Genomic DNA, 21,912 nt, shown 5'->3' with positions numbered 1-21,912 from the left:
AGTCAATTCCAATCCGTCAGAATGGTGCCGCCTGCATTGGGGCTGCTTCGCAGCCCATCGCCGGCAAGCGCGGCTCCCACAGAGACCGTGTCAAAGCAAAGAATTACGATTTGTTCCATGGGAGCGGCCTTGCGTCGCGATTGGGCTGCAAGGCAGCCCCGCAGAGTCAGGCTCGGTTAGTGAGCCAGTAACACCTCCAGCTCCCGATACCCCCGCTTGCGCGCATGCTCCAGCGCGGTAACCCCGTCCTTGTCGGCAATCTGCCGATCTGCCCCCGCCGCCAGTAGCCGCCGTACAATCTCCACATGCCGCGGCCCACCATCCCCGAGGATCACCGCCTCCATAAGCGCAGTCCAGTGCAGCCGGTTCAGGTGGTTCACGTCGACCCCGGCATCGATCAGCATCTGCACGGTCTCGACATGCCCGCGCTCGGCCGCCGGGATCAGCGCAGTTCCCCCGTAGCGGTTGGTGCTCTTGAGGTCGGCGCCGTGGCTCAGGGCCAGCCGCAGGATGTCGTTCAGGCCCCGGGCGCCGGCATACAGGTAAGGGCTGTCATCAATATTGTCCTTGGCGTTCACGTCGGCCCCGGCCTCGATCAGCGCTTGCGCCGCCGCAACCTGGTTGCCATGGGTAGCCACCAGCAGGGCCGTGCGCCCTTGCCCGTCACGGCTTTCCAGTCGGGCACCTTGTGTGAGCAACTGTTGCAGGGTGCGCACGTCGCCCTGGCGGGCGGCGTTGTGCAGGCGGTTGTCCATGGTGGTGTCCCCGCCGTGGGCGGCAAGGCTGGTGAACAGGGCGAGCAGCATGGCGGCGAAGGGTATACGCATGGGTGGGCTCCTGAGTGGCATGCCTGCATCGTAGAAAAATCACACCAAGTCTTGAAGTTAACTTTGCGCATGACCGACAGTGGTCTGCTGAATACACAAGGCAGGAAGCAAAACGATGAAATTCTCCACCCCGCTGATGAGCGCGCTGTGCCTGGCGATCGCGAGTGGGTGGGCATGTGCCGAGCAGGTGTTGCCCGCGCCACCCGAGCTGGCCTCCGGCTACCGCACTGGCCTGCAGCCGGTGCACGCCAACCGGCATATGGCCGCCGCAGCCAACCCGCTGGCCACCGAAGCGGGGCAAGCGATGCTGCGTGCTGGTGGCAGCGCCATCGACGCGGCGATCGCCATGCAAATGGTGTTGACCCTGGTCGAACCGCAATCCAGCGGCATTGGTGGTGGGGCGTTCATCCTTTACTGGGACGGCAAGCGCGTGCAGGCCTTCGACGGCCGCGAGGCTGCCCCGGCGGGGGTAACGGAAAAGCTGTTCTTGCAGGCCGATGGTTCACCGATGCCGTTCCGGTCGGCTCAGATCGGCGGGCGTTCAGTGGGTGTGCCCGGGGTGCTGCGCGCGCTGGAACTGGCCCACGAGCAGCATGGCAAGCTGCCTTGGCCGCAACTCTTTGCCCCGGCCATTGCGTTGGCACGAAACGGTTTCCCGGTTTCCGAACGCCTTCACACCCTTGTGGCTGGCGACCCGTACATTGCCCGTTCACCGGCCATGGCCCGCTACTTCCTGGACGAACAGGGCAAGCCGCTGCCGGTGGGCGCGACGTTGCGCAACCCCGAACTTGCGCAAACGTTCGAGCAAATTGCCGCGCAGGGTCCTCAAGCCTTCTACACCGGTGAAATTGCCACGGCCATCGTGGCCAAGGTGCGCAGCCATGCCAATGCCGGTTACCTGTCGTTGCAGGACTTGCAGCAGTATCAAGCCAAAGAGCGTGAGCCGGTGTGCGGCCCTTACAAGGCGTGGCGTATCTGCGGCATGCCACCGCCGTCTTCGGGCGGGGTGACGGTGTTGCAGACCCTCGGCATCCTCGAAGCGGTGCAGCGCATCACGCCACAACGCGACCTGGCGACGCTGCGGCCACTCGCCAGCACCTCTCCAGCGGGCCTCGAGGCATCGCCGCTGGCAGTGCACCTGATCGCCGAAGCCGAGCGCCTGGCCTATGCCGACCGCGCGCAGTACCTGGCCGACAGCGATTACGTGCCGGTCCCGGTCAAGGCCCTGACCGACGCCGCCTACCTGGCCAGCCGGGCAGCACAGATCGGCGAGTACAGCATGAAGCGCGCTCGCCCAGGGCAGCCGCAAGGCGCTGACCTGGCCCTGGCGCCCGACCGCTCGCCACTGCGCATTTCCACCTCACACCTCAGTGCAGTGGATGACAGCGGCCAGGCACTGGCCATGACCACCTCGGTGGAGGCCGCGTTCGGTTCGCACCTGATGGTCAAGGGGTTCCTGCTCAACAACCATCTCACCGACTTCTCGTTCATCCCGCAGGAACAGGGCAAGCCCGTGGCCAACCGGGTGCAGCCGGGCAAGCGGCCGTTGTCGGCGATGGCGCCCACCCTGGTGTTTTCGCGTGGCTCCAGCGCGTTGGTGGCCAGCCTCGGTTCGCCAGGCGGCTCGCAGATTATCGGTTATGTGAACAAGGCGCTGGTCGGCCTGCTGGATTGGCAACTCGACCCGCAGCAGGCCGCCGGCCTGCCCAACTTTGGCAGCCGCAATGCTGGTACCGAGGTTGAAGCGGGGCTGGCCAGCCCTGCGCTGATTCGCCAACTGGCGGCCTGGGGGCACGAGGTAACACCGATGACCATGACCAGCGGCCTGCAGATCATCCAGCGCAGTGGCGAGGGCTGGTCGGGTGGTGCCGATCCGCGGCGTGAAGGTGTGGCCCTTGGCGACTAGGCGTGATAGAACGCAGTGTTGCCATTCAGTAGTTGAATACCAAGATGACTATCAGCGCGAAATCGAATAGATCCCTGTTCGACCTCGACCTGCTACGCGCCATTGTGGTGGTGGCCGATTGCGGCAGCTTCACCACGGCGGCTGCCCGCCTGCACTCGACCCAATCAACCATCAGCCAGAAGGTGCGCCGCCTTGAAGACATGGTTGGCCATCGCCTGCTGGTGCGTGGCAACCGTGACGTGCTGCCGACCGATGCCGGGCAGACGCTGCTTGGCTATGCCCGGCACATGCTGGCGCTGAACGACCAGATGCTCGAAGCCTTGGCCGGGGCGATGGTGGGCACCACCGTACGCCTTGGTGTGCCCGAGGACTTTGTGGGCGGGCGTACCACCAATGCGCTGTCGGCGTTCAGCCGCCTGCACCCGCAGGTGAAGCTGGAAGTGACCAGCGGGTTGTGCCGCGACCTTAGCCAGGCTTATGACAATGGCGAGCTTGACCTGGTGTTGCTCAAGCAGCGGCGCAATACCCGCGAGGGCGTGGCCTGCTGGCCCGAGCGCTTGCAGTGGATCGACAGTGCGCGCACGCCTGCCTTCGAGCTGGACCCGATCCCGCTGGTGACATTTCCGCCGCGTGGCCTGTACCGCGAAGACATGATCAACGCCATCGAAGGCATGGGCCGGCGCTGGCGCATCAGCTTCACCAGTTCCAGCCTCAGTGGTATTCAGGCGGCAGTCGCCGATGGCATGGGCATCAGCCTGTTGCCGCCAAGGGCGGCAACGGGGGAGCACCGGGTGTTGGGGGCAGGGCAAGGGCTGCCGGAGGTCGACAGCTATGAAATCGTCATCGTCCATCGGCAGGCGGCAGATGTGATGATCAGGGCGTTGGCCGAAGTGATGACACAACTGCTGGCGGGCGGCGGGATCTGACAATCTCTGCTGGATGCGAGATTCTGCGGCATGGCGCGCTCCCACAGGGACCGCATTAGCTGGTTGAATCAGGCGCAGGCCGCAGCCGCCCGTGGCGACAGGTGAATCCCCGCAATCATGCAGCGCACCGAGCCGCCGGCCATCTCGATAGTTGGCACATCCAGCGGCACCAACCGGGCCGAGCGTTCGATACGCTGACGCTGCTCACCGGTCAGGCTGTCGAAGGCTTTGCGTGACAGCGCCAGGATGCGCCCGTCACGCCCGGACAACTCGATGGCGTTACCGGCAAACTGGCTGATCTGCTGGTTGCTCAGGTCAATCACATCGCGGCCCGACTCGATCAGGCGCATTCGTACCTCTTCAGCACGCGCCTTGTTGGTGAAGGTGTCAAAACCCACCAGCGCGAACTCGGTCGCCACGCACATCAGCACATTGGTGTGGTAGATCGGCGTGCCTTGTTCGTCGGCCGTGTCGAACACCATCGGCTCGAAGTTGAAATGCGTGCTGAAGCGCTCAAGGGCGATGGGGTCGGCGCGGTTGGAGCGCGCCGTGTAGGCCACCCGCGACAGGTGGTCAAACACCATGGCGCCGGTGCCTTCAAGGAACAGTTCGTCCTGTTCCAGCCCGGAATAGTCGATCACATCCTGCACCCGGTATTCCTGCTTGAGCATCTCGATCACGTCCGCACGCCGCTCGCGGCGGCGGTTGCGCGAGTACATCGAGTAGATCGCGATGTGCCCCCCGGGGTGGGTGGAGAACCAGTTGTTAGGGAATACCGAGTCGGGGGTGTTGTGCTCGCCGAAATCGTCGAACAGGTGCACGCGCACACCTTCGGCCTCCAGCGTGCCGACGGCCTGGGTGACTTCATCGCGCGCCACGTTGGCCAGGGCCTGCGCTGCGATGTCGGGGCTGTTGCGCTGGAACGAGTTGTCGGCTGCGGTTTCCGGGTTGGGGGTGAAGGCATGTGGCCTGACCATGACCACTGCTGCCGGGGCTTGAATCGAACGCGTTGGGAATGCCATGTGCAAATACCGGGTTGGGAGCAGGGTTAGGCAACGCGTCGGATGCGGCTTTTGGCAGCACGGCCACGGGTGTGGCTGAACAAGTCTTTCGGGTCGTCTTCCACCCAGGGCACCAGGTCGATCTTGCAACCCAGGCCTCGCTTCTCGGCTTGCTGTAGTACGTAACGTAGTACGGTGTAGTCTTCCAGCGCGAACCCTACCGAGTCGAACACGGTAACCTGGTTGTCGTGCTGGCGGCCTTCGGTTTCACCACGCAGTACGCGCCACAGGTCTACCACCGGGAAGTCCGCTGGCAGTTGCTGGATATCCCCTTCGATGCGGGTTTGCGGCTCGTACTCGACAAATACACGGGCGTTGCGCAGTACATCGGCATGCAGTTCGGTCTTGCCCGGGCAGTCGCCGCCCACGGCATTCAGGTGCATACCGGGTTCCAGCATGTCGGGTGTGATGATGGTGGCGTAGGCCTTGTCTGCGGTCACGGTGGTAATGATGTCCACGCCCTTCACCGCTTCGGCCACCGAGCCGGCACGGCGGATGGTGAGGCCGCTGTATTCCTTGAGGTTGGCGATCAGCTTGGCGGTGGCCAGCGGGTCGGTGTCGTAGGCAACGATTTCTTCAATGCCCAGGTGTTTGTGGAAGGCCAGTGCCTGGAATTCGCTTTGCGCACCATTGCCGATCAGTGCCATCTTGCGCGAGTTCGGCCGGGCCAGCGCCTGGGCTGCCATCAGCGAGGTGGCAGCAGTGCGCAGGGCAGTGGCGATGGTCAGTTCGGACAACAGCACCGGGTAGCCGGTGTCGACATCGGCCAGCACGCCGAAGGCCATCACGGTGTGCAGGTCGCGAGCGGTGTTGGCGGGGTGGCCGTTGACGTATTTGAAGGCATAACGGCTGTTGTCGGCAACCGGCATCAGTTCGATCACGCCCACTTGCGAATGGCTGGCAACCCGCGCGGATTTATCAAACTCCTGCCAGCGTTTGAAGTCTTCGCGAAGGGCTGCGGCCAACTCGCCAATGAATGGCGCTACGCCAATGTCATGTACCAAGTCCGACATGGTTGGAACATCAATGAAATACGTCATGCGCTTGCACCTTGTTATTGCGCTGTCACCCCGGCCATTGCAGGATGCACGCTTAAGATTGTTGAAGTGGCGTTGAACATTTTGATGAAAGGTTGCGTCAATCGGAAGAATGCAGGTTGCCAGTTTCATCAACTTTCTAGACAATCTGCCACCCCAAAGTAGCAATCTGATTAATTGGCAGGCTTTATGGATACTATCGATCGGGAACTGATTGCGCTGTTGCGGGACAATGCACGCACCCCCGTGCTGACCCTGGCGAAGAAGCTCAAGGTGGCCCGGGCGACCGTGCAAAACCGCATCACCCGGCTGGAAGAGCAGGGCGTGATCATTGGCTACACGGTACGCCTGCGCTCCGATGCACTGGAGCAGGGCGTGCGGGCAATTACCAGCATCGGCATCAGCGGCCACCACGCCGCAGAGGTCAAGCACGCGCTGCGCGGGCACCCCAACGTGGTGGCCATCCACACTACCAATGGCCGCTGGGACCTGATGGCCGAGTTGCGCGCCGACACCCTGGAAGCCTTCGACCGGGCGCTGAACACCATTCGCTCCATCCCGCACATCGAAAATACCGAGACCAGCATCCTGCTCTCGACCTACAAGATGTGACCGCTGGGTCAGGCTTTTTGACAGCTGCATTGCGCAAACTGTCACCCGTGCTTTTCACACTGCACAAAATAGCGTGGGTGGTGTGCATTCTGTAGCGTTCCGCTTGACCGCAGCCACTGGCAGAATGAAACGGCTTTCGCGGGGCGGTTTCAGGCGCACTAACCGCAGGTGCGTTCAAGAATAAAAAAGTCCGCTGCGAAGTTGCATCGGACATTAGTTTCAATCTTTGTTGTTTCCTGCGCTTACATCATTTCAATGACAGCAACCTGTACCTTGGTACCAACTTGTTGGTGCGGTGCGAGGCGTGGAAGTTTTACAAAAAAAGAATAAGAGTCGACCATCTCTGCGGTGATGATCATCGTTACGTGGTCGCTGATTTTGCTGTCCTACTTCGCTTACTGCCGACAGAATCCGCAGGCGCATGAGCAGTCGAATGGGGCTGCTGCGCAGCCCATCGCCGGCAAGCCAGCTCCCACAGGCGCTGAAGATGCTACGGCGAGCACCTGGCAAACCTGAAGCCATCGCCAGAAACCATGGAATCTCCCACAGGTACAGCGCAGTTCTTGACTTGTGGGAGCTGGCTTGCCGGCGATGGGGCGCAAAGCGGCCCCAATTACCTGTTCAACTGCCGGGCTGGTTATCGCGCAGCCAGTCCACCAGCCCCAGGATCGTCGGGGTGGTGGTGCGCCCGTGGGGCACTATCAGGTAGTACGCTTCACGCGGCCGCACCACCAGGTCAGTCAGGCGTACCAGTTCGCCGGAGGCCAGCAGGTGGTCGAGCATGCGCCCCCAACCCAATGCCACACCATGCCCGTGCAATGCGCCCTGGATGGTGTCGGTGTACAGCTGGCAACGCAGGGTGTAGTGCAGTTTCGGCGGGTTGCCGCCCAGTGCGCGGAACCAGGTGGGCCAGGTCATCCAGCCTTCGGTAGTGGCGTCGGCATCGAGCAGGTCGGCACGGTACAGTGCCTCCAGCGATTCCGGCTGCGGGTTGCGCGCCAGCCACGCCGGTGAGCACACCGGGAAAATCTCTTCATCGAACAGGTGCAGGGCGATGCCGTCTTCCCAGCGGCCGTTGCCAAAGCGCACCAGCAGGTCAACATCGTGGTTACGCAGGTCGCCGGTAAACATCTGCGTGGCCAGGCGCAGGCGCACCTGGGGCAGGGCGCTGCGCAAGCTGCCCAGGCGCGGCATCACGCGCAACTGGGAAAAGGTAGCGGTGGAACTGAGCACCAGCTCCTGCTCGCTGTCGCCTTCGCTGAGGCGGTCGAACACCGAGGCGATCTTCTGCATGGACTCGGAAATCACTGCGTACAGCGCCTGGCCTTCGCTGGTCAGGCGGATGCCGCGGTGCAGGCGCTGGAACAGCTGGTGGCCGAGGTTTTCTTCCAGCAGCCGGACTTGCTTGCTCACGGCTGCCTGGGTCACGCCCAGTTCCTGGGCGGCCTGGGTAAAACTGTTGTGACGGGCTACCGCTTCGAATTCGAGCAGCGCGGTCATCGACGAAATGATGCGCCGGTAGCCTTTATGTGTGTTGCTGTTTTCTTGTGTTTTCATGCGACGTCCTGGCAAGGCGCGACGCGCTGGTCCGCGCCGCGCGGGCACAGTGGCAGAAAAAGCATCATGGCGGTAGCTCTGTGGGAGCGGGCGAGCCCGCGAACACCGGCAAAGCCGGTGCCATACACCGCATGTCCTGATTCGCGGGCGCGCCCGCTCCCACCCTGACCGCATCGCCTTGCGCATCGTTTTTCGAGTGATCTGGAGGCTGCTGGCTAATGCCTTCAGGGCTGACGTTCGGCTACGGCCCGCAAGGTCCTGAGCGTCACCACCGGCGCATCCACCACAAACCGGTTGGCCAGCCACCCCGGTACATCCCCGGCCGGGTCGGCCTGCAACTGGTAGGTCACCTCCGTCTCGCGCTCGCCCAGTGGTTTCATCCGCCACTCACCGCTCAGATGCTGCACCCGTATCAGGCCATCAACCTTGGGGATCCTGTCGGGCTCGGCACTCAGGTGCCGCAGCAGCGTGCCGTCGTCCAGCCGTTCGCTGGTCACCTTCAGCACGATATCCCGCGGCATGGTCGGCCAGGGTAGGTTGGTAGTGAGGTACACCCAAGTGTTCTCACCGTCCACGTCCAGTAAACGCATCTGGTCGCAGGCGTACAGCCATTTGCAGGCTACGCGCAAGTTCTCTTGCAGGTCGGTGAGGGTACGCACGCTGGCCTTCATGGTGCTGATACCACGAAATTGCTGGTAGGAAGTGCCACTGGTGTCGCTCAGGTATACACGAATGCCTTCGCGGTCATAGGCCAGCTTCCAGTCATCGGCGGCCAGGGCAGGGGTGCACAGCAGCAGGGCGGCGAGCAGCAGGCAGCGGTTCATGGCCGGTACCGCGCAAGGGATGGGTGTTTGAGTATGCGCGGCAAACAGAAAGCCCGCCAGGTTGGCGGGCTTGCGGGTATCAGCGTGAACTTAGCGCTTGGGGTTCAGCGTCAGGTGCACATGACGGTTCACGTCTTTGTACAGCAGGTAGCTGAAGTTGCCTGGGCCGCCGGCGTAGCAGGCTTGCGGGCAGAAGGCGCGCAGCCACATGAAGTCGCCGGCTTCCACTTCGACCCAGTCCTGGTTCAGGCGGTACACCGCCTTGCCTTCCAGCACATACAGGCCGTGTTCCATCACGTGGGTTTCAGCGAACGGGATAACGCCGCCCGGCTGGAAGGTGACGATGTTCACGTGCATGTCGTGGCGCATGTCGGCCATGTCGACAAAGCGGGTGGTTTTCCAGCGGCCTTCGGTGCCCGGCATTTCGATGACGGTGGCGTTGTCGCGGTGGGTGACGAACGACTCCGGTACGTCCAGGCCTTCGACCTTCTGGTAGTGCTTGCGCAGCCAGTGGAAGGTGACGTTGGACTTGCTGTTGTTGCGCAGGCTCCACTCGGCGCCCGGGGCCAGGAAGGCGTAGCCGCCCGGTACCAGGGTGTGGTTTTTGCCTTCGACGGTGATGTCCAGTTCGCCTTCGACGATGAACACCACGGCTTCGGCATTCGGGTCCAGCTCAGGGCGCTCGCTGCCGCCTTCCGGGGCCAGTTCGACAATGTATTGCGAGAAGGTTTCGGCAAAGCCGGTCAGCGGGCGGGCGATGACCCACATGCGCATCTTGTCCCAGAACGGCAGGTGGCTGGTGACGATGTCACGCATCACGCCTTTAGGGATGACGGCATAGGCTTCGGTGAACATGGCACGGTCAGTCAGCAGCTCGGTTTGAGCCGGGTGCCCACCGTGGGGGGCGAAGTACGAATGGTTCGACATGGACGATCTCGACTTGTTGTTCTCTCCCCATGCCGTGAACCGCACCGGCCGGTGCGGCGCAGGGGATGTGGCGACAGAATAGGGTCGAGCGCATGCCATCCACAAATTAAATGTTGGAATACCCGGTATTTGGTCGCTGAATGTCGACCTGCCTTCCAACGTGCTGCTCCGGCAACTGGTCGCCTTGGCCGAACAGCTTGTGGCGCAGGGTGCCCTCGGTGTAGCTCGACGGGTAGCGGCCACGGCGTTGCAGCTCGGGCACCAGCAGCTCTACCACATGGGCCAGGTCGTCCGGCTGCACGGCGTAGGTCAGGTTGAAACCGTCGATGCCGGTCTGGTCCAGCCAGCTTTCGAGCTGGTCGGCAACCTCGCTGGCTGAGCCGATCAGCACCGGCCCGCGACCACCCAGGCCAACAAACTCGGCAGCCTCGCGAACGGTCCAGCGGCGGTCGGGATCGGCGGCGGTGAAGGCGGCCAGGGCAGCGCGGCCGGCATCTTTTTCCACGTATTCGATCGGTGCATCGGGGTCCAGGCCGGCGAAGTCGATGCCGGTCCAGCCCGACAGCAGCGCCAGGGCTGCGTCCAGGTCGACATAGCGGCGGTATTCGGCGAAACGGGCTTCGGCTTCTTCCCGGGTAGCGGCGACGATCAGCAGCGCCTGGGCATAGATCAGTACTTCCTCACGGCCACGCGCGGCGGCCTCGCTGGCCTGGCGGATGCCGTCGGCGTAACGGCGCAGCACCGTGGGGGTCGGCCCGCTGATGAACACGCATTCGGCGTGCCGCGCCGCGAACTGTTGGCCGCGCGCCGAGGCACCGGCCTGGAACAGCACCGGTGTACGTTGCGGTGAAGGCTGGCACAGGTGCATGCCCGGCACCTGGAAGTGCTCGCCAGCATGGTTGATGGGGTGCACGCGGGTTGGCTCGATGTAGCGCCCGCTGTCGCGCTCCAGCAGCACGGCGTCGTCGTCCCAGCTCTTTTCCCACAGCTTGTACAGCACCTGCAGGTATTCCTCGGCCAGATCGTAGCGTTGGTCGTGGCCCAGTTGGCGGGCCAGGCCGAGGTTGCGTGCGGCGCTGTCGAGGTAGCCGGTGACGATGTTCCAGCCGACCCGGCCATTGCTCAGGTGGTCGAGCGTGGACATACGCCGGGCGAAGGGGTAGGGGTGTTCGTAGGTCAGCGAAAAGGTAACGCCAAACCCCAGGTGTTCGGTAACCCCGGCCATGGCCGGCACCAGCAGCAGCGGGTCATTGACTGGCACCTGCACGCCGCCGCGCAGGGCGGCTTCGGGGCCGCCCTGGTACACGTCGTAAATGCCCAGCACATCGGCAATGAACAGGGCGTCGAACAGGCCGCGCTCCAGCAGGCGGGCCAGGTCGGTCCAGTAGCTCAGTCGGTTGAAGGCCACGCTGGTGTTGCGTGGATGGCGCCACAGGCCAGGGGACTGGTGGCTGGCGGCGTTCATGCTGAAGGCGTTGAAGCGGATCGGGCGGGGCATGCTGACTGCGCTCCACTCAAGGCAACACGGAAGCCGGGTAGACCGCATCGGCCACCTGCAGCTTGTGCGGGATCAGGCCCAGGCCCTGGAAGGTATCGGCCAGTTTCTGTTGTTCGGCAACGATCTGCGGGGTGATGGCCACGGCGTTGTAGTTACGGCGCTCGCTGGCCACTTCCAGCACGTTGGCACTGATACCCAGTTGCGGGGCCAGCAGTGCGGCAACTTCGGCAGGCTTGGCGTTGGCCCATTGGCTGACCTTGCCCAGTTCGGTGAAGAAGGTTTTCAGCAGCGCACGGTGCTGGTCGGCATAGCTGGCGGTGGACAGGTAGAAGGTGCGGTTGTTGGACAAACCACTGCCGTCACGCAGGTTCTTCAGGCCTGGCTGGCTTTCGGCTGCGGCGAGGAACGGGTCCCATAGGGTCACGGCCTGGACGCTACCCGATTGCAACGCGGCCACGGCATCGGCGGCATTGTTGACGTAGGCGGGGGTGATGTCCTTGTAGGTCAGGCCCGCCTGCTCCAGCGCCACGGCCAGCAGGTACTGGGCATTCCAGCCGCGGCCGGTGGCCACGCGTTTGCCTTTCAGGTCTTGCACGCCGGCCAGGTGATCCTGCTCGCGCACCACCAGGCCGATGCCGCGGGGGTAGGGCTGCTCGGCGGCCAGGTACACCACGGGTTTGCCAGCGGCCTGGGCGAACACCGACGGGGCATCGGCCGCGTGGCCAAGGTCGATGGCGCCGGTGCTCAGGGCTTCGAGCAACTGCGGGCCGGCGGCAAATTCGTGCCAGCTGACCTTCACGCCTTGCGGTGCCAAGGCCTTCTCCAGGGCGCCGCTGCCTTTGAGGATGTTGATGCTATTGAACTTCTGGTAGCCGATACGCAAGGTCTTGGCATCGTCGGCCAAGGCTTCGGACCAAGGCAGCAGGGCACTGGCGACGCTGGCCAGCAGGCCGCCGATCAGCAAGCGGCGCAGCGGGGAGAAAGCACGGGTTGGCATGGGGTTGCTCCTTGAAACCGGGTGGAAAGCGATGGGCCCAGACTAAGGAGGTGGCGTTAGGCTTTCAATTTATATATTCCTGTTTGTTAGATTGTTTTGTTATTTTTATATCCTTTTGTTTTGTAATGGTCTGCAATCTTCGACATTTTTTTCACATTCGCTTGCTAGCATCCCGGCAAACCCGAGGAGCCCCTACATGCCGCACATCCTGCGCAAGCGCAGCACCCGCATCGCCCTGACCGCCACCACCGGCCTGCTCACCGCCACCTTGGGTTTTTTTGCCTGGCAGAGCTTTTACCCGGTTCAGGCTGCCTCAGGCTGGGATGTCGAGGTATTGCACCGCGATGTGGCCAAGGCCGCCTCGCTGCTGCCGCAAGCGGATGGCAGCCTGCTGGTCAGTCGCGAGCTGGACGATGGGCGTGGCAGCATCCTCAAGATCACCGCAGCAGGCGACCGGGTCGTGGTGATCGACAACTTGTCCAAGCCCGATGGCATGGTTGCCGCGCAGGGTGGTTGGGTGTTCAGCCAGGAAGGTGGCCAGGCACCTGTGAGCCTGGCCCGCGACGGCCAGGTAACCCACCTGTTCGAGGGTGAAAGCGTGCAAGGCCTGTGGAATGACGGCGACCATCTGTATGCCATTGAAGACCGCAAGGGCAACGGCCGTTTGATGCGCTACGACTGGAACAGCGGCCAGCTCGATGTGCTGCGTTCCGGCCTTACCGAAACCGAAGGCCTCACCCGTTGCAGCGACGGTCGTCTGCTTTACACCGAAAAGGCCAATGGCAAGGTTCGCGCCCTGTCGGACGATGCCAAGGACCCGGTGGTGGTGGATAACCTGCGTAACCCGACGTTCCTGTTCTGCGACCAGCGTGGCCTGTGGATCAGCGAAGACAATACCCACCGTGCGCGGCTGCTGCGGGTTGACGCTGATGGCGTGCAGCGCACCGTGCTGACCTTCCTCAAGGCGCCGCAATCGATCGTGGCGGACGGCAAGGGCGGCTACCTGCTGGCCGAGGGCGGGCGTAACCGCGTGCTGCACCTGACCCCGCCCGTGGAGCGCAGCACCGCCCAGCGAGACTGACCCCGGCTAGCTGGGCAGGCGTTGCTTGCGCCCCGGCAGCAGGCCCAGCACCAGCATGCAGCCCAGCAGGATCACCAAGCCACCCGCAGCTTGCAAAATGCTCAGGGCTTCATCGAGAAACAACGCACCGACCAGTACCGCCACCAGTGTGACCACGAATTCCACGCTGATCGCGCGGGTGGCGCCGATGCGTGCCACCAGGCCGAAGTACAACACGTAGGTAGTCGCGCTCATCACCGCGCCGCTGAGCAGCAAGTAAAGCCAGTCGCTGGCTTGCGGGGTGCCGGGCACCGGCACGAGCAGCAGCAGTGGCAGGGTCAGCAGCCCACCTGCCAGAAATGCCCCGCCTGTGACCGTCCATGGGTCTTGGCCACGCAAGTGCAGGCTGGCGTAGTTGCTGCCGTAGGCGGCACTGATGCAGCCCAGCAACGACGCGATGCAGCCGTGGATGAAATCGTCGTCGACCGGCCGGGCGGGGAAACCGACCAGAATGGCGATGCCGACAATGCCCAGCAGCAGCCCGGCCAGGCCTTGCGGGGTGATTTTTTCAAGCCCCCAGACCCGCCCGATCAGCATCGAGAACAGCGGAATGGTGGCGACGAAAATGGCAGCCATTGCCGTGCCGATGCGCGGGGTGGCGTATGAAAGGCCGATCAGTTGCCCGGCCACTGTGGTTGCGCCCACCACCAGCAACGGTACCAGCAAAGGCCGCATGCGCAGTGTGCGGCGCAGCAATGCCGCCAAGGTGGCCAAGGTGCCGCCGGCAATCAGCGCGCGCAGGCTGACTGCGCCCACCCAGCCAAAGGCATGCACCACCTTGAGCACCACCAAAAACGAAAAGCCCCAGGCGATGGCCAGGAACAGGTAGGCGGCAAGGTCGCGCGGTTGCATGGGGCAGGGTCCATCCAGGGCAGGGGCAGGCAGGCTAGCGGGTTGCAGGGTGCCGTATCAAGAACAGTCGACGTCAATGCAGCATGGCTACTCGACCAACAGCGCGCTTCCCTGCGTGGCCGCGCTCACGGATAATCCCCCTCATTCCAATAAACAGCCTGTGAGTGGGTATGAGTGATTCCGTAGTCGGCCTTGGCCAGCCTGAAACCGTAGGGGGGCGCAGAACGCGCAAGAACAACCCCGAAAAAACGCGCGAGGACATCCTCCAGGCGGCCATCAACGAGTTCGTCCAGCAAGGCCTGGCCGGCGCCCGCGTCGACGCCATCGCCGAGCGCACCGCCACCTCCAAGCGCATGATCTATTACTACTTCGGCAGCAAGGAGCAGCTGTACTGCGAGTGCCTGATCAAGCTGTACGGTGATATCCGCAAGACCGAGCAAAGCCTGGACCTGGAGTCGCTGCCAGCCGAGCAGGCGATCCGCCGGTTGGTGGAGTTCACCTTCGATCACCACGACCGCAACGTGGATTTCGTGCGGATCATCTGCACTGAAAACATTCACTATGGCGAGTACGTCAAGCAGTCACCGGCGATTCGCGAGATGAGCAGCCTGGTGCTCGAAGCGTTGGGCAACACCCTGCGCCGCGGTGTACAGGAGGGTGTGTTTCGCGCAGGCATCGAGGTGATCGACCTGCACATGCTGATGAGTTCGTTCTGTTTTTATCGTGTATCGAACCGGCACACCTTTGGCGAGATCTTCCAGATCGACCTGTCTGATGATCAGGTCAAGCAGCGCCACAAAGCCATGATCTGTGACGCCGTGTTGCGCTATATCTGCGCCTGAGCAGCGCTTACTCGCCCAGCCGTTGCTCGCGCGACGGCGGGTAGCCGAAGTATGCCGCATAGCACTTGCTGAAGTGCGACACCGAGACAAACCCGCAGGCCACCGCCACTTCCATCACCGACAGGTCGGAGTACTGCAACAGCCGACGGCTCTTGGTTATACGCAGTTCCATGTAATAGCGCCGCGGTGAAGTACCCAGCTGGGCCTGGAACAGGCGGTCGATCTGCCGGCGCGAGCGGCCGCTGTAGGCTGCCAATTGGTCGAGGCTGAGGGTTTCCTCAAGGTTGTTCTCCATCAGCTCGACGATGGTGCGCAGGTGCAGGCTCATGGACTTCTTCGCCCCTGGGCCTACCTGGCGGTAGCGGGCCCCGGAGAACGACAAAATCTCCTCCACCCCTTCGGCCAACCCGTCACCATACAGCCGGCGCACCAGGCCTAGCATCAGCTCCATCGCGCCATTGGGGCTGGCGGCGCTGAGGCGGTCACGGTCGAGGGTGAAACTGGCCGGTGTGATGCGTGTTTGCGGGCTGCGCTCAGACAAGCTGGCGCGCTGCTCGGGGTGGATACTGCAACCGTAGTCGTCCAGCACCCCGGCGCGGCCAAGGAACCAGGCGCCGTTCCACAAACCGCCCAGGGCCATGCCGTGGGCGGCGCAGTCGTCCAGCAGGCGGTCGAGTTCAGGGTACTTGAGTGGGGTGCGCAAGCCGCCGCAGATGACCAGCAGGTCCAGCTCCTTCAACGCTTCGGCAGACAGCTCGGTGGCTACCAGCTCCAGCCCAAGGTCACTGAGCACGCGATCGCCGTCCATGGACAACGGGGTGAACTGGAAGCTGTCGGCGCGCAGCAGGTTGGCGGTGACCAGTACGTCCATGGCCACGGTAAAACTGGCCATGGAGAAATGTTCGAGCAGGACGAAATCGACGCGATAAGGTGCCTGGGCGTTGGCGCTGGTGGATTTCAGCCGCAGCATGTTGCTGGTGCTGGTCTTCTTGCTGAACTGACGTGGCGTGGGCACTCTGGTCTCCGCTTCCTGGCTGGCCCGCAGAGTGTGGCGGCTGGCCGGGGGAAAGACAATCGTCCCGGTGGGCGTGTCGTATTTCAGGTCGTGTTCAGGCAACCTGCGTGGTTTGATGCTTTACCCCCTGTGACTGAGGACGCCCTTGATGAAATACGCCATTGCCCTGTTGCTCAGCCTGTTGCCAGTGCTGGCCAATGCCCTGGAACCGGGGGAGAAACTGGCCCCGTGGACGCTGCTTGACCAGCACGACCAGGCCTACAGCCTGAGTGCCGACACGCACATTTTGCTGGTAGCCCGCGACATGGACGGCGCAAAACTGGTCAAGGCCGCGCTGGCCGCGCAACCCAAGGGCTACCTTGAGGCGCGTGATGCCGTGTTCGTTGCCGATATCCAGCGCATGCCAGCGCTGATCAGCAAGCTGTTCGCCATCCCTGCAATGCGCGATTACACTTACCGTGTACTGCTCGACCGCGACGGGCGCGTCGCTGGCCGTTATCCCGGACAGGATGGCCAGGTGCAGTGGTTGCAGGTCGAGCAGGGCGTGTTGGTGAGCCAGCGGGCGTTCACCGATGCGGCGGCGTTGAAGGCGGCGCTGGAGAGCGCCCGGCAGCGTTGAGAGCCAAGCAGTTGGCCAAATCAATCTGAACCCTCGGCGCTGGCAGTAACCCAACCCAATACATGCCAAATGGGAGAGCGCTCATGGAAATCGGAACGGTCTGGATCAGTATCGCGGCCTTGGTCATCCTGCTGGAAATCTGGGCCATCTGGCACATCATCGGCAGTGACCGGCGCGCCGAGCGCAAGATGCTGTGGATCATCTTCGTGGTCTATGCACCGTTTCCCGGGTTGCTGTTCTGGGCCTGGCGCGGGCCTCGGGCAGTGAAGGGCAGGGCGGTCCTGCAGGAAAAATGACAATACAGGCGCGGGCGTTCCCCGCGCTTGACCTCGAGTTAACTCAAGGTCCGATACTCCGCCACTCATTCATCAGAACGAGGGCGTGTCGTGACCAATCCAACTGCATTTCAGCTGAGCAACCCTGAGGGGCTGTACGACCCGAGTGGCAATGCCTATTCCCATGTCGCCGAGGTGCGCGCCGGCAGCCGGCTGCTGTACATCGCCGGTCAGGGCGGAGAGGGCAGTGATGGCCAGCTGTCGCCAGTGTTCGCAGAACAGGCGCGCCAGGCGCTGGCCAACCTGGAACTGGCCCTGGCTTCCAAGGGGGCCAGTCTGGCTCAGGTGTTCAAGCTGACCTTGCTGATTGTCGAGCACTCCGAGGAGTGCCTGCGGCAGTGGGTGTCAGAGGCTGACCGCGCCTGGGGCCCTTACATGAAACCAACCTGCACGCTGATCCCGGTACCCCGCCTGGCGCTGGACGGCATGCTGGTGGAAATCGAGGCAATCGCCGCGATGGGGTAAAGAGCCAGATATTGCTTTGCCTGTTTGGCGGCGGTTCGACGCCTCGACAAGCCCGCTCCTAGAGGTTCAGTGCTTTCCTCAAGGCATCGGCAATACTTGTGGGAGCAACTGTCTTGCTCAATTTCTAAAAGCTGGCGCGATCCCTGTGGGAGCGGGCGCGCCCGCGAACACCGGCAAAGCCGGTGCCATCCACCGCGTCGCCTGCTTCGCGGGCACGCCCGCTCCCACAGGGATTGCGCAAGTTTTGGGTTAACGCGGTAGCTGTGGGAGCTTCAGCCGGTGCCGGGTATCTCTTGGGGAAGTCGCTTGTATATCGGCGCCGGTCCTGACTACATTGCCGCTATAACAACAAATTCCCTCAGAGGTGACCACACCATGAGCACCGGCAGCACCACGCTTACCGACCATAAGGCCAAGGCCTGGCTCTGGCCCGCACTCTTCAGCCTGATAGCCTTCGCCGCCAACTCGGTGTTCTGCCGGCTGGCGCTGAAGGACGGGGCCATCGACCCGGCCTCATTCACCGTGGTGCGCCTGGCCAGTGGTGCGTTGTTCCTGCTGCTGTTGATCCGCCTGCGCAACCCCGCGCTGGCCATGGGCGGCAGCTGGCGTGGCGGCCTGGCGCTGTTCCTGTACGCGTTCCTGTTCTCTGCGGCGTACCTGCAATTGGGCGCAGGGGCCGGTGCCTTGCTGCTGTTCGGTGCGGTGCAGATCACCATGTTCGGCTTTGCCTGGTACAAGGGTGAACGCATCACCCCCCGCATGCTGCTGGGCATGCTGATCGCCTTTGCCGGGCTGCTGGTGCTGTTGTTGCCTGGTGCAGCCGCACCACCCTTGGCCAGTGCCTTGCTGATGGCCCTGTCTGGCATGGCGTGGGGTGTTTACACATTGCTAGGCAAGGGTTCGCCCAGGCCACTGGCGGATACCGCCGGTAATTTTGCCCGCAGCCTGCCTTGCCTGGTGCTGCTGATACCGATGCTGATGCTGGGCACTGGCCCACACCTTACCTCGCTTGGCGTGTTGTATGCCTTGGGGTCCGGCGTGCTGGCCTCTGGCGCGGGTTACGCAGTGTGGTATGGCGTGGTCAGGCAAGTCAGCGCGCAGCAGGCTGCGACCATGCAGCTCAGTGTGCCGGTGATTGCCGCACTGGGCGGTGTGGCCTTGATTGGTGAACCTTTGTCGTTGCGCTTGCTGATCGCCTGCGTGGTGGTGCTCGGCGGTATCGCCCTGGCGCTGGTACCACGGCGTTAGAAAAAGCTGCGCTGCGCCTTGAGCGTGACCACGCTGTCGCAATAGGTGTTGAAGCCCGAATACGCATCGCAACCGCCGCCACTGAGGTTGGAGTTGCTGTAAATCAGGTTCAGGTCGATACCGAGCCAGGGCCGCGACAGTTCCAGCGACCAATCGGAAAAGGCATTCACCTGGCTGCCATCGCCAATGGTGAACGGCGTGCCCAGCTGGTGATGGGCAAGCTTTACGGTCAGGTCGACATCGAACAGCGGCAGCTGGCCAAAGTCGGCGAACAGGGTGCTGGTGCGGTTGTCGGGGTTATCGCGCAACGCGCCGCCGAAGCGGCTGCCCAGCACCGAGATGCCACCGTACAGGGCATAACTGTCGGGGCCTGCGATGTTCGGCTGACTGTAATGGATCAACCCCACCTCGTAGCCCAGGCTGCTGTCGAAATGGTGCTTGTAGCCCAGGTAGCTGTCCAGGCGCAGGGTCGAGTTCGGGGTAACGCCCATGCTGGGCGCGTACTGGCCCAGGTACCAGCCACTGGGGTGGCTGAAGTCCAGCCCACCATGGAAGGCGCCGACGGCACTGGGTGAGATAAGGCCTTGGGCCATGGTGCGCGAGGGCGTGGTGCCGAGCGTGAAGTCGAAGCTGCCCAGTTCGCGTTTGATCTGCTGGGCCAGTAGCACAGGGCTGAACAGCAGTGCAGCGCTCAGCAACAGAAGGGGCCTGGTCAAGGTGTGCGTCCTGCAAGGCTTGCGGTTGAGCGGTAGAGCATACCCCTGTGGGTAGAGCGAGGGAACCGCTGCCTGCGCCACTCAGCCTTTGGTCGAGCGGTCTGCGTCGGCGGCTTCGGTGACCACTGGCAGGTTGCCTGCACGCTGGATCACCCGCCGTTGCTGCTCGTAGTCGTCCAGGGAAAGGCCGCGGCGCTGCAACGCTTCCAGCTGCAGCTGACGGGTTTCTTCGGCGGTATACGGGCGCAGTTCAGGGTGGCTGGCACAGCCGCTGATGACAGCGATGGCGAAAACGGCAAAGGTGGCGGTCAGCAGGCGGGCCAGGGTGTTCATCGGGGTAGCTCCAGGGGCCAGGGTCTTGGGCGGCGAGTTGATGGAGCAAGGTTATTCGGCCAGGGCATCCAGCAGAAATCGCCCTCTTCAATAGTGACTATCGATGAACCGGGCTGGGTGTACTGGATATTGCGTTTTGGTGCACAGGGGGGAAAGTGGGCTACTGCCCCAGCATCTGCCTGACCAGCCACTGCCCCGCCGGCCCCAAGGCCCGCCGGCTCGACCAGGCCACATCCATATCCACCCGCCGCGGGTAACCCGCTATCTGCAACTCCACCAGCTCCTGCCCGAACCGTGCAACCAGCGCCCTGGGCAACTCGGCCCAGCCAAACCCGCGCACGGCGAACTCCAGCAGGGTGAGGTAATCGGGGGCCGACCAGGCCTGGCCGCGGCCGTGGTGCAGGCTGGGGGCATAGGTCTTGATGTACAGCTGCCGCGCGTTTTCCAGGTGGTGCGCTTGCACCTTTTCAAGGCCCGCCAGTGGGTGCCCGCAGGCCACGTACACACCAAACTCTGCCTGCTCGGGCAAGCGCGCCACGGCAACGTCGGCGGGGTAGCGCGGCTGTGTCGCAAGAATGCCGATATGTGCCAGGCCCTGCTGGATCAACTCGATCACATCGGCATCTTCCGAAGGGCCGCAGCGCAATTCGGTATGCGGGTAGTGCTGGTCGAACCGGGCCATCACCGCGCCCTGGAAGGTTACGCTGTAGCTGTCCGACATCACTACCGAGACCAGCGGCTCGACATTTTCAGCCAGCCGCACCGCCAGGGCATCGAGCTGGGCGCTGGCCTCGAGAATCGCCTCGACATGGCTCAGTACCTGGCGGCCAGCCTCGTTCAGCGTGGGGTGGCGGCCGCCACGGTTGAACAGCGGGCAGCCTATGTCAGCCTCGAAGTTGGCGATGGCGATGCTGACAGTGGACTGGCTTTTGCGCAATTTGCGCGCAGCAGCAGAGAACGAACCCAGCGATGCGGCTTCGACAAAGGCAACCAGAGCTTCAGGTGAGTAGCGCATTTTATTGATAAAACCGATGGTATATGTGCAGCGAGTATCGGTTTTGGCAAAGAAAATAGGAAGCACGACAACGGGCTGTGGGAGGAGTGCGACAATGGTGCGGTTGACAATCAAGGTAGAAACAAATTGTTACCACATAGGTAGCCTGCTACCATTTGCCATCCGTGAGATACGATGTCTGTCATGTGTATGACTAGTTGAGTTCGCTGCATTCAAAGCAGCGTTCTGTAAGGTCGACAAGAGCAGGGCTTGAGCCTGCCGATGAGCACGTTTCACGGGTCTGAGTGATTAGTCATAGGTAGACCTGCATGTTGCTAGCCAAACAAACCTCGCGAAGGAAGTTCCTGCTTTCGTCGCTGATCGCCTTGCCCGCGATGGGCATTACCGTCAACGGCCTGAGTGCCGCGCTGGCGGCAGAAATGGCGGCGCCGAACCTCGACAGCTACACCCCGTGTTTCTTCACCCCGGCCGAATGGACCTTCATCCTCGCCGCCTGCGATCGCCTGATCCCCGCCGACGGCCGTGGCCCCGGTGCGCTGGAAACCAACGTGCCGATCTTCATCGACCAGCAACTGGCCGGTGACCTGGGCAGCGAGATCTACCTGGAGGGCCCGTTCGACCTGAATGCCCCGGCCACCCTGGGCTACCAGCTGCCGTACACCCCGCAGCAGATCTACCGCAAAGGTATCGCCGCGCTGGAAAGCTGGTGCCAGGCCACCCACGGCCAGCACTTCGCCCTGCTCGAACTGGACAAGCGCGATGACGTACTGAAGAAGCTGCAGGCCGGCCAGGTCGACTTCGCCGCCCATGGCGAAAGCGTGCTCAAGGCCAAGCTGTTCTTCGGCGAACTGCTCAACCACAGCCGTCAGGGCTGGCTGGCCGACCCCATCTACGGCGGCAACAAGGGCATGAAGGCGTGGATTGCCATCGGCTTCCCCGGTGCCCGGGCCAGCTACCTGGAATGGGTCGCCCAGCACAACGTCCCGTACCCCCTCGGCCCGGTCAGCCTGACCGGCCAACGCGGTTGATCCCTTCGCTTCGAGTTACAGCATTCAAGGTTTTTTATGGCACACATTACCAATGATGAAGTCGACGTCGCCGTCGTCGGCCTGGGTTGGGCCGGCTCGCTGATGAGCATCGAGCTTGCCCAGGCAGGCTTGAAAGTGCGCGCCTTCGAGCG

Annotated in this window: 23 protein-coding genes; 10 read left to right on the top strand and 13 right to left on the bottom strand. The window is 63.0% G+C overall.

Annotated features, from left to right (window positions below; translation table 11 throughout):
- Nucleotides 1–176 precede the first annotated feature (176 nt).
- Nucleotides 177–827 (bottom strand): ankyrin repeat domain-containing protein, encoded by a 651-nt coding sequence (locus ACFY9W_RS27970; RefSeq protein ID WP_391137758.1) that lies wholly within the window; start codon nucleotides 825–827, stop codon nucleotides 177–179.
- A 115-nt stretch (nucleotides 828–942) separates the two neighbouring features.
- On the opposite strand from ACFY9W_RS27970, the gene ggt reads away from it, so the two are divergent.
- Nucleotides 943–2,733, top strand: a complete 1,791-nt coding sequence (ggt, locus tag ACFY9W_RS27965) for a gamma-glutamyltransferase (RefSeq protein WP_391137755.1) — start codon at nucleotides 943–945, stop codon at nucleotides 2,731–2,733.
- Nucleotides 2,734–2,777: 44 nt separating this feature from the next.
- The gene (locus ACFY9W_RS27960; protein WP_391137752.1) at nucleotides 2,778–3,659 is read left to right on the top strand and encodes a LysR substrate-binding domain-containing protein; all 882 of its coding nucleotides are present in this window, start codon (nucleotides 2,778–2,780) and stop codon (nucleotides 3,657–3,659) included.
- Between the two features lie 68 nt (nucleotides 3,660–3,727).
- Here ACFY9W_RS27960 and ctlX read toward each other — a convergent pair whose 3' ends face one another.
- Together ctlX and ACFY9W_RS27950 are read right to left on the bottom strand one after the other, a co-directional pair.
- The gene (gene ctlX, locus ACFY9W_RS27955) at nucleotides 3,728–4,681 is read right to left on the bottom strand and encodes a citrulline utilization hydrolase CtlX (RefSeq protein WP_391137749.1); all 954 of its coding nucleotides are present in this window, start codon (nucleotides 4,679–4,681) and stop codon (nucleotides 3,728–3,730) included.
- A gap of 26 nt (nucleotides 4,682–4,707) precedes the next feature.
- Nucleotides 4,708–5,760, bottom strand: coding sequence for an ornithine cyclodeaminase (locus ACFY9W_RS27950; RefSeq protein ID WP_391137746.1), 1,053 nt, complete (start codon nucleotides 5,758–5,760; stop codon nucleotides 4,708–4,710).
- Nucleotides 5,761–5,946: 186 nt separating this feature from the next.
- Here ACFY9W_RS27950 and ACFY9W_RS27945 point away from each other — a divergent pair, with 186 nt between their 5' ends.
- The gene (locus ACFY9W_RS27945) at nucleotides 5,947–6,369 is read left to right on the top strand and encodes an Lrp/AsnC family transcriptional regulator (protein ID WP_012272037.1); all 423 of its coding nucleotides are present in this window, start codon (nucleotides 5,947–5,949) and stop codon (nucleotides 6,367–6,369) included.
- Nucleotides 6,370–6,990: 621 nt separating this feature from the next.
- Here the strand turns inward: ACFY9W_RS27945 and ACFY9W_RS27940 are convergent.
- The 5 genes from ACFY9W_RS27940 to ACFY9W_RS27920 all read right to left on the bottom strand — a co-directional run bounded on the left by ACFY9W_RS27940 (nucleotide 6,991) and on the right by ACFY9W_RS27920 (nucleotide 12,172).
- Nucleotides 6,991–7,926, bottom strand: coding sequence for a LysR substrate-binding domain-containing protein (locus tag ACFY9W_RS27940; RefSeq protein ID WP_391137742.1), 936 nt, complete (start codon nucleotides 7,924–7,926; stop codon nucleotides 6,991–6,993).
- Between the two features lie 224 nt (nucleotides 7,927–8,150).
- Nucleotides 8,151–8,750: an START domain-containing protein gene (locus ACFY9W_RS27935; protein WP_391137739.1), complete on the bottom strand. Its 600-nt coding sequence runs from the start codon at nucleotides 8,748–8,750 to the stop codon at nucleotides 8,151–8,153.
- A gap of 90 nt (nucleotides 8,751–8,840) precedes the next feature.
- A complete protein-coding gene (locus ACFY9W_RS27930; protein ID WP_391137736.1) occupies nucleotides 8,841–9,677 on the bottom strand; it encodes a bifunctional allantoicase/(S)-ureidoglycine aminohydrolase in 837 nt (278 codons plus the stop codon).
- A 106-nt stretch (nucleotides 9,678–9,783) separates the two neighbouring features.
- Entirely contained in the window at nucleotides 9,784–11,175 is a 1,392-nt protein-coding gene (locus ACFY9W_RS27925) for an NtaA/DmoA family FMN-dependent monooxygenase (protein WP_391137733.1), read from the bottom strand.
- 16 nt (nucleotides 11,176–11,191) lie between these two features.
- Complete coding sequence (locus ACFY9W_RS27920; protein ID WP_391137730.1) at nucleotides 11,192–12,172, bottom strand: aliphatic sulfonate ABC transporter substrate-binding protein; 981 nt, start codon at nucleotides 12,170–12,172, stop codon at nucleotides 11,192–11,194.
- A gap of 196 nt (nucleotides 12,173–12,368) precedes the next feature.
- On the opposite strand from ACFY9W_RS27920, the gene ACFY9W_RS27915 reads away from it, so the two are divergent.
- Nucleotides 12,369–13,253 carry a hypothetical protein gene (locus ACFY9W_RS27915; RefSeq protein ID WP_391137727.1) on the top strand — a complete coding sequence of 295 codons (885 nt, stop codon included), beginning with the start codon at nucleotides 12,369–12,371 and terminating at the stop codon, nucleotides 13,251–13,253.
- 6 nt (nucleotides 13,254–13,259) lie between these two features.
- Here ACFY9W_RS27915 and ACFY9W_RS27910 read toward each other — a convergent pair whose 3' ends face one another.
- Nucleotides 13,260–14,144 (bottom strand): EamA family transporter, encoded by an 885-nt coding sequence (locus ACFY9W_RS27910; protein WP_391137724.1) that lies wholly within the window; start codon nucleotides 14,142–14,144, stop codon nucleotides 13,260–13,262.
- 170 nt (nucleotides 14,145–14,314) lie between these two features.
- Here ACFY9W_RS27910 and ACFY9W_RS27905 point away from each other — a divergent pair, with 170 nt between their 5' ends.
- Entirely contained in the window at nucleotides 14,315–14,986 is a 672-nt protein-coding gene (locus tag ACFY9W_RS27905; RefSeq protein WP_391137721.1) for a TetR family transcriptional regulator, read from the top strand.
- A 7-nt stretch (nucleotides 14,987–14,993) separates the two neighbouring features.
- Here the strand turns inward: ACFY9W_RS27905 and ACFY9W_RS27900 are convergent, their stop codons facing one another.
- Nucleotides 14,994–16,001: a helix-turn-helix domain-containing protein gene (locus ACFY9W_RS27900; RefSeq protein ID WP_391137717.1), complete on the bottom strand. Its 1,008-nt coding sequence runs from the start codon at nucleotides 15,999–16,001 to the stop codon at nucleotides 14,994–14,996.
- Between the two features lie 148 nt (nucleotides 16,002–16,149).
- Here ACFY9W_RS27900 and ACFY9W_RS27895 point away from each other — a divergent pair, with 148 nt between their 5' ends.
- The 4 genes from ACFY9W_RS27895 to ACFY9W_RS27880 all read left to right on the top strand — a co-directional run bounded on the left by ACFY9W_RS27895 (nucleotide 16,150) and on the right by ACFY9W_RS27880 (nucleotide 18,668).
- A complete protein-coding gene (locus tag ACFY9W_RS27895) occupies nucleotides 16,150–16,620 on the top strand; it encodes an FAD/FMN-containing dehydrogenase (RefSeq protein WP_391137715.1) in 471 nt (156 codons plus the stop codon).
- Between the two features lie 83 nt (nucleotides 16,621–16,703).
- Nucleotides 16,704–16,916 carry a PLDc N-terminal domain-containing protein gene (locus ACFY9W_RS27890; protein ID WP_391137712.1) on the top strand — a complete coding sequence of 71 codons (213 nt, stop codon included), beginning with the start codon at nucleotides 16,704–16,706 and terminating at the stop codon, nucleotides 16,914–16,916.
- Between the two features lie 90 nt (nucleotides 16,917–17,006).
- Nucleotides 17,007–17,420, top strand: coding sequence for a Rid family hydrolase (locus ACFY9W_RS27885; protein ID WP_391137709.1), 414 nt, complete (start codon nucleotides 17,007–17,009; stop codon nucleotides 17,418–17,420).
- Between the two features lie 375 nt (nucleotides 17,421–17,795).
- Nucleotides 17,796–18,668, top strand: coding sequence for an EamA family transporter (locus ACFY9W_RS27880; protein WP_391137706.1), 873 nt, complete (start codon nucleotides 17,796–17,798; stop codon nucleotides 18,666–18,668).
- Here the strand turns inward: ACFY9W_RS27880 and ACFY9W_RS27875 are convergent.
- The 3 genes from ACFY9W_RS27875 to ACFY9W_RS27865 all read right to left on the bottom strand — a co-directional run bounded on the left by ACFY9W_RS27875 (nucleotide 18,665) and on the right by ACFY9W_RS27865 (nucleotide 20,732).
- The gene (locus tag ACFY9W_RS27875) at nucleotides 18,665–19,384 is read right to left on the bottom strand and encodes a TorF family putative porin (protein WP_391137703.1); all 720 of its coding nucleotides are present in this window, start codon (nucleotides 19,382–19,384) and stop codon (nucleotides 18,665–18,667) included. The genes ACFY9W_RS27880 and ACFY9W_RS27875 overlap by 4 nt on opposite strands.
- 81 nt (nucleotides 19,385–19,465) lie before the next feature.
- Nucleotides 19,466–19,717 carry a hypothetical protein gene (locus ACFY9W_RS27870; protein ID WP_391137700.1) on the bottom strand — a complete coding sequence of 84 codons (252 nt, stop codon included), beginning with the start codon at nucleotides 19,715–19,717 and terminating at the stop codon, nucleotides 19,466–19,468.
- 160 nt (nucleotides 19,718–19,877) lie between these two features.
- Nucleotides 19,878–20,732 carry a LysR substrate-binding domain-containing protein gene (locus tag ACFY9W_RS27865; protein ID WP_391137697.1) on the bottom strand — a complete coding sequence of 285 codons (855 nt, stop codon included), beginning with the start codon at nucleotides 20,730–20,732 and terminating at the stop codon, nucleotides 19,878–19,880.
- 308 nt (nucleotides 20,733–21,040) lie between these two features.
- Between ACFY9W_RS27865 and ACFY9W_RS27860 the strand changes: the two genes are divergently transcribed.
- Nucleotides 21,041–21,760: a gluconate 2-dehydrogenase subunit 3 family protein gene (locus ACFY9W_RS27860; RefSeq protein WP_391137694.1), complete on the top strand. Its 720-nt coding sequence runs from the start codon at nucleotides 21,041–21,043 to the stop codon at nucleotides 21,758–21,760.
- The last annotated feature ends 152 nt before the right edge of the window (nucleotides 21,761–21,912 follow it).

It is taken from the genome of Pseudomonas sp. NPDC008258, from assembly GCF_042956345.1.
Classification (GTDB): domain Bacteria; phylum Pseudomonadota; class Gammaproteobacteria; order Pseudomonadales; family Pseudomonadaceae; genus Aquipseudomonas.
This window is presented reverse-complemented; position numbering and strand designations above follow the sequence as displayed.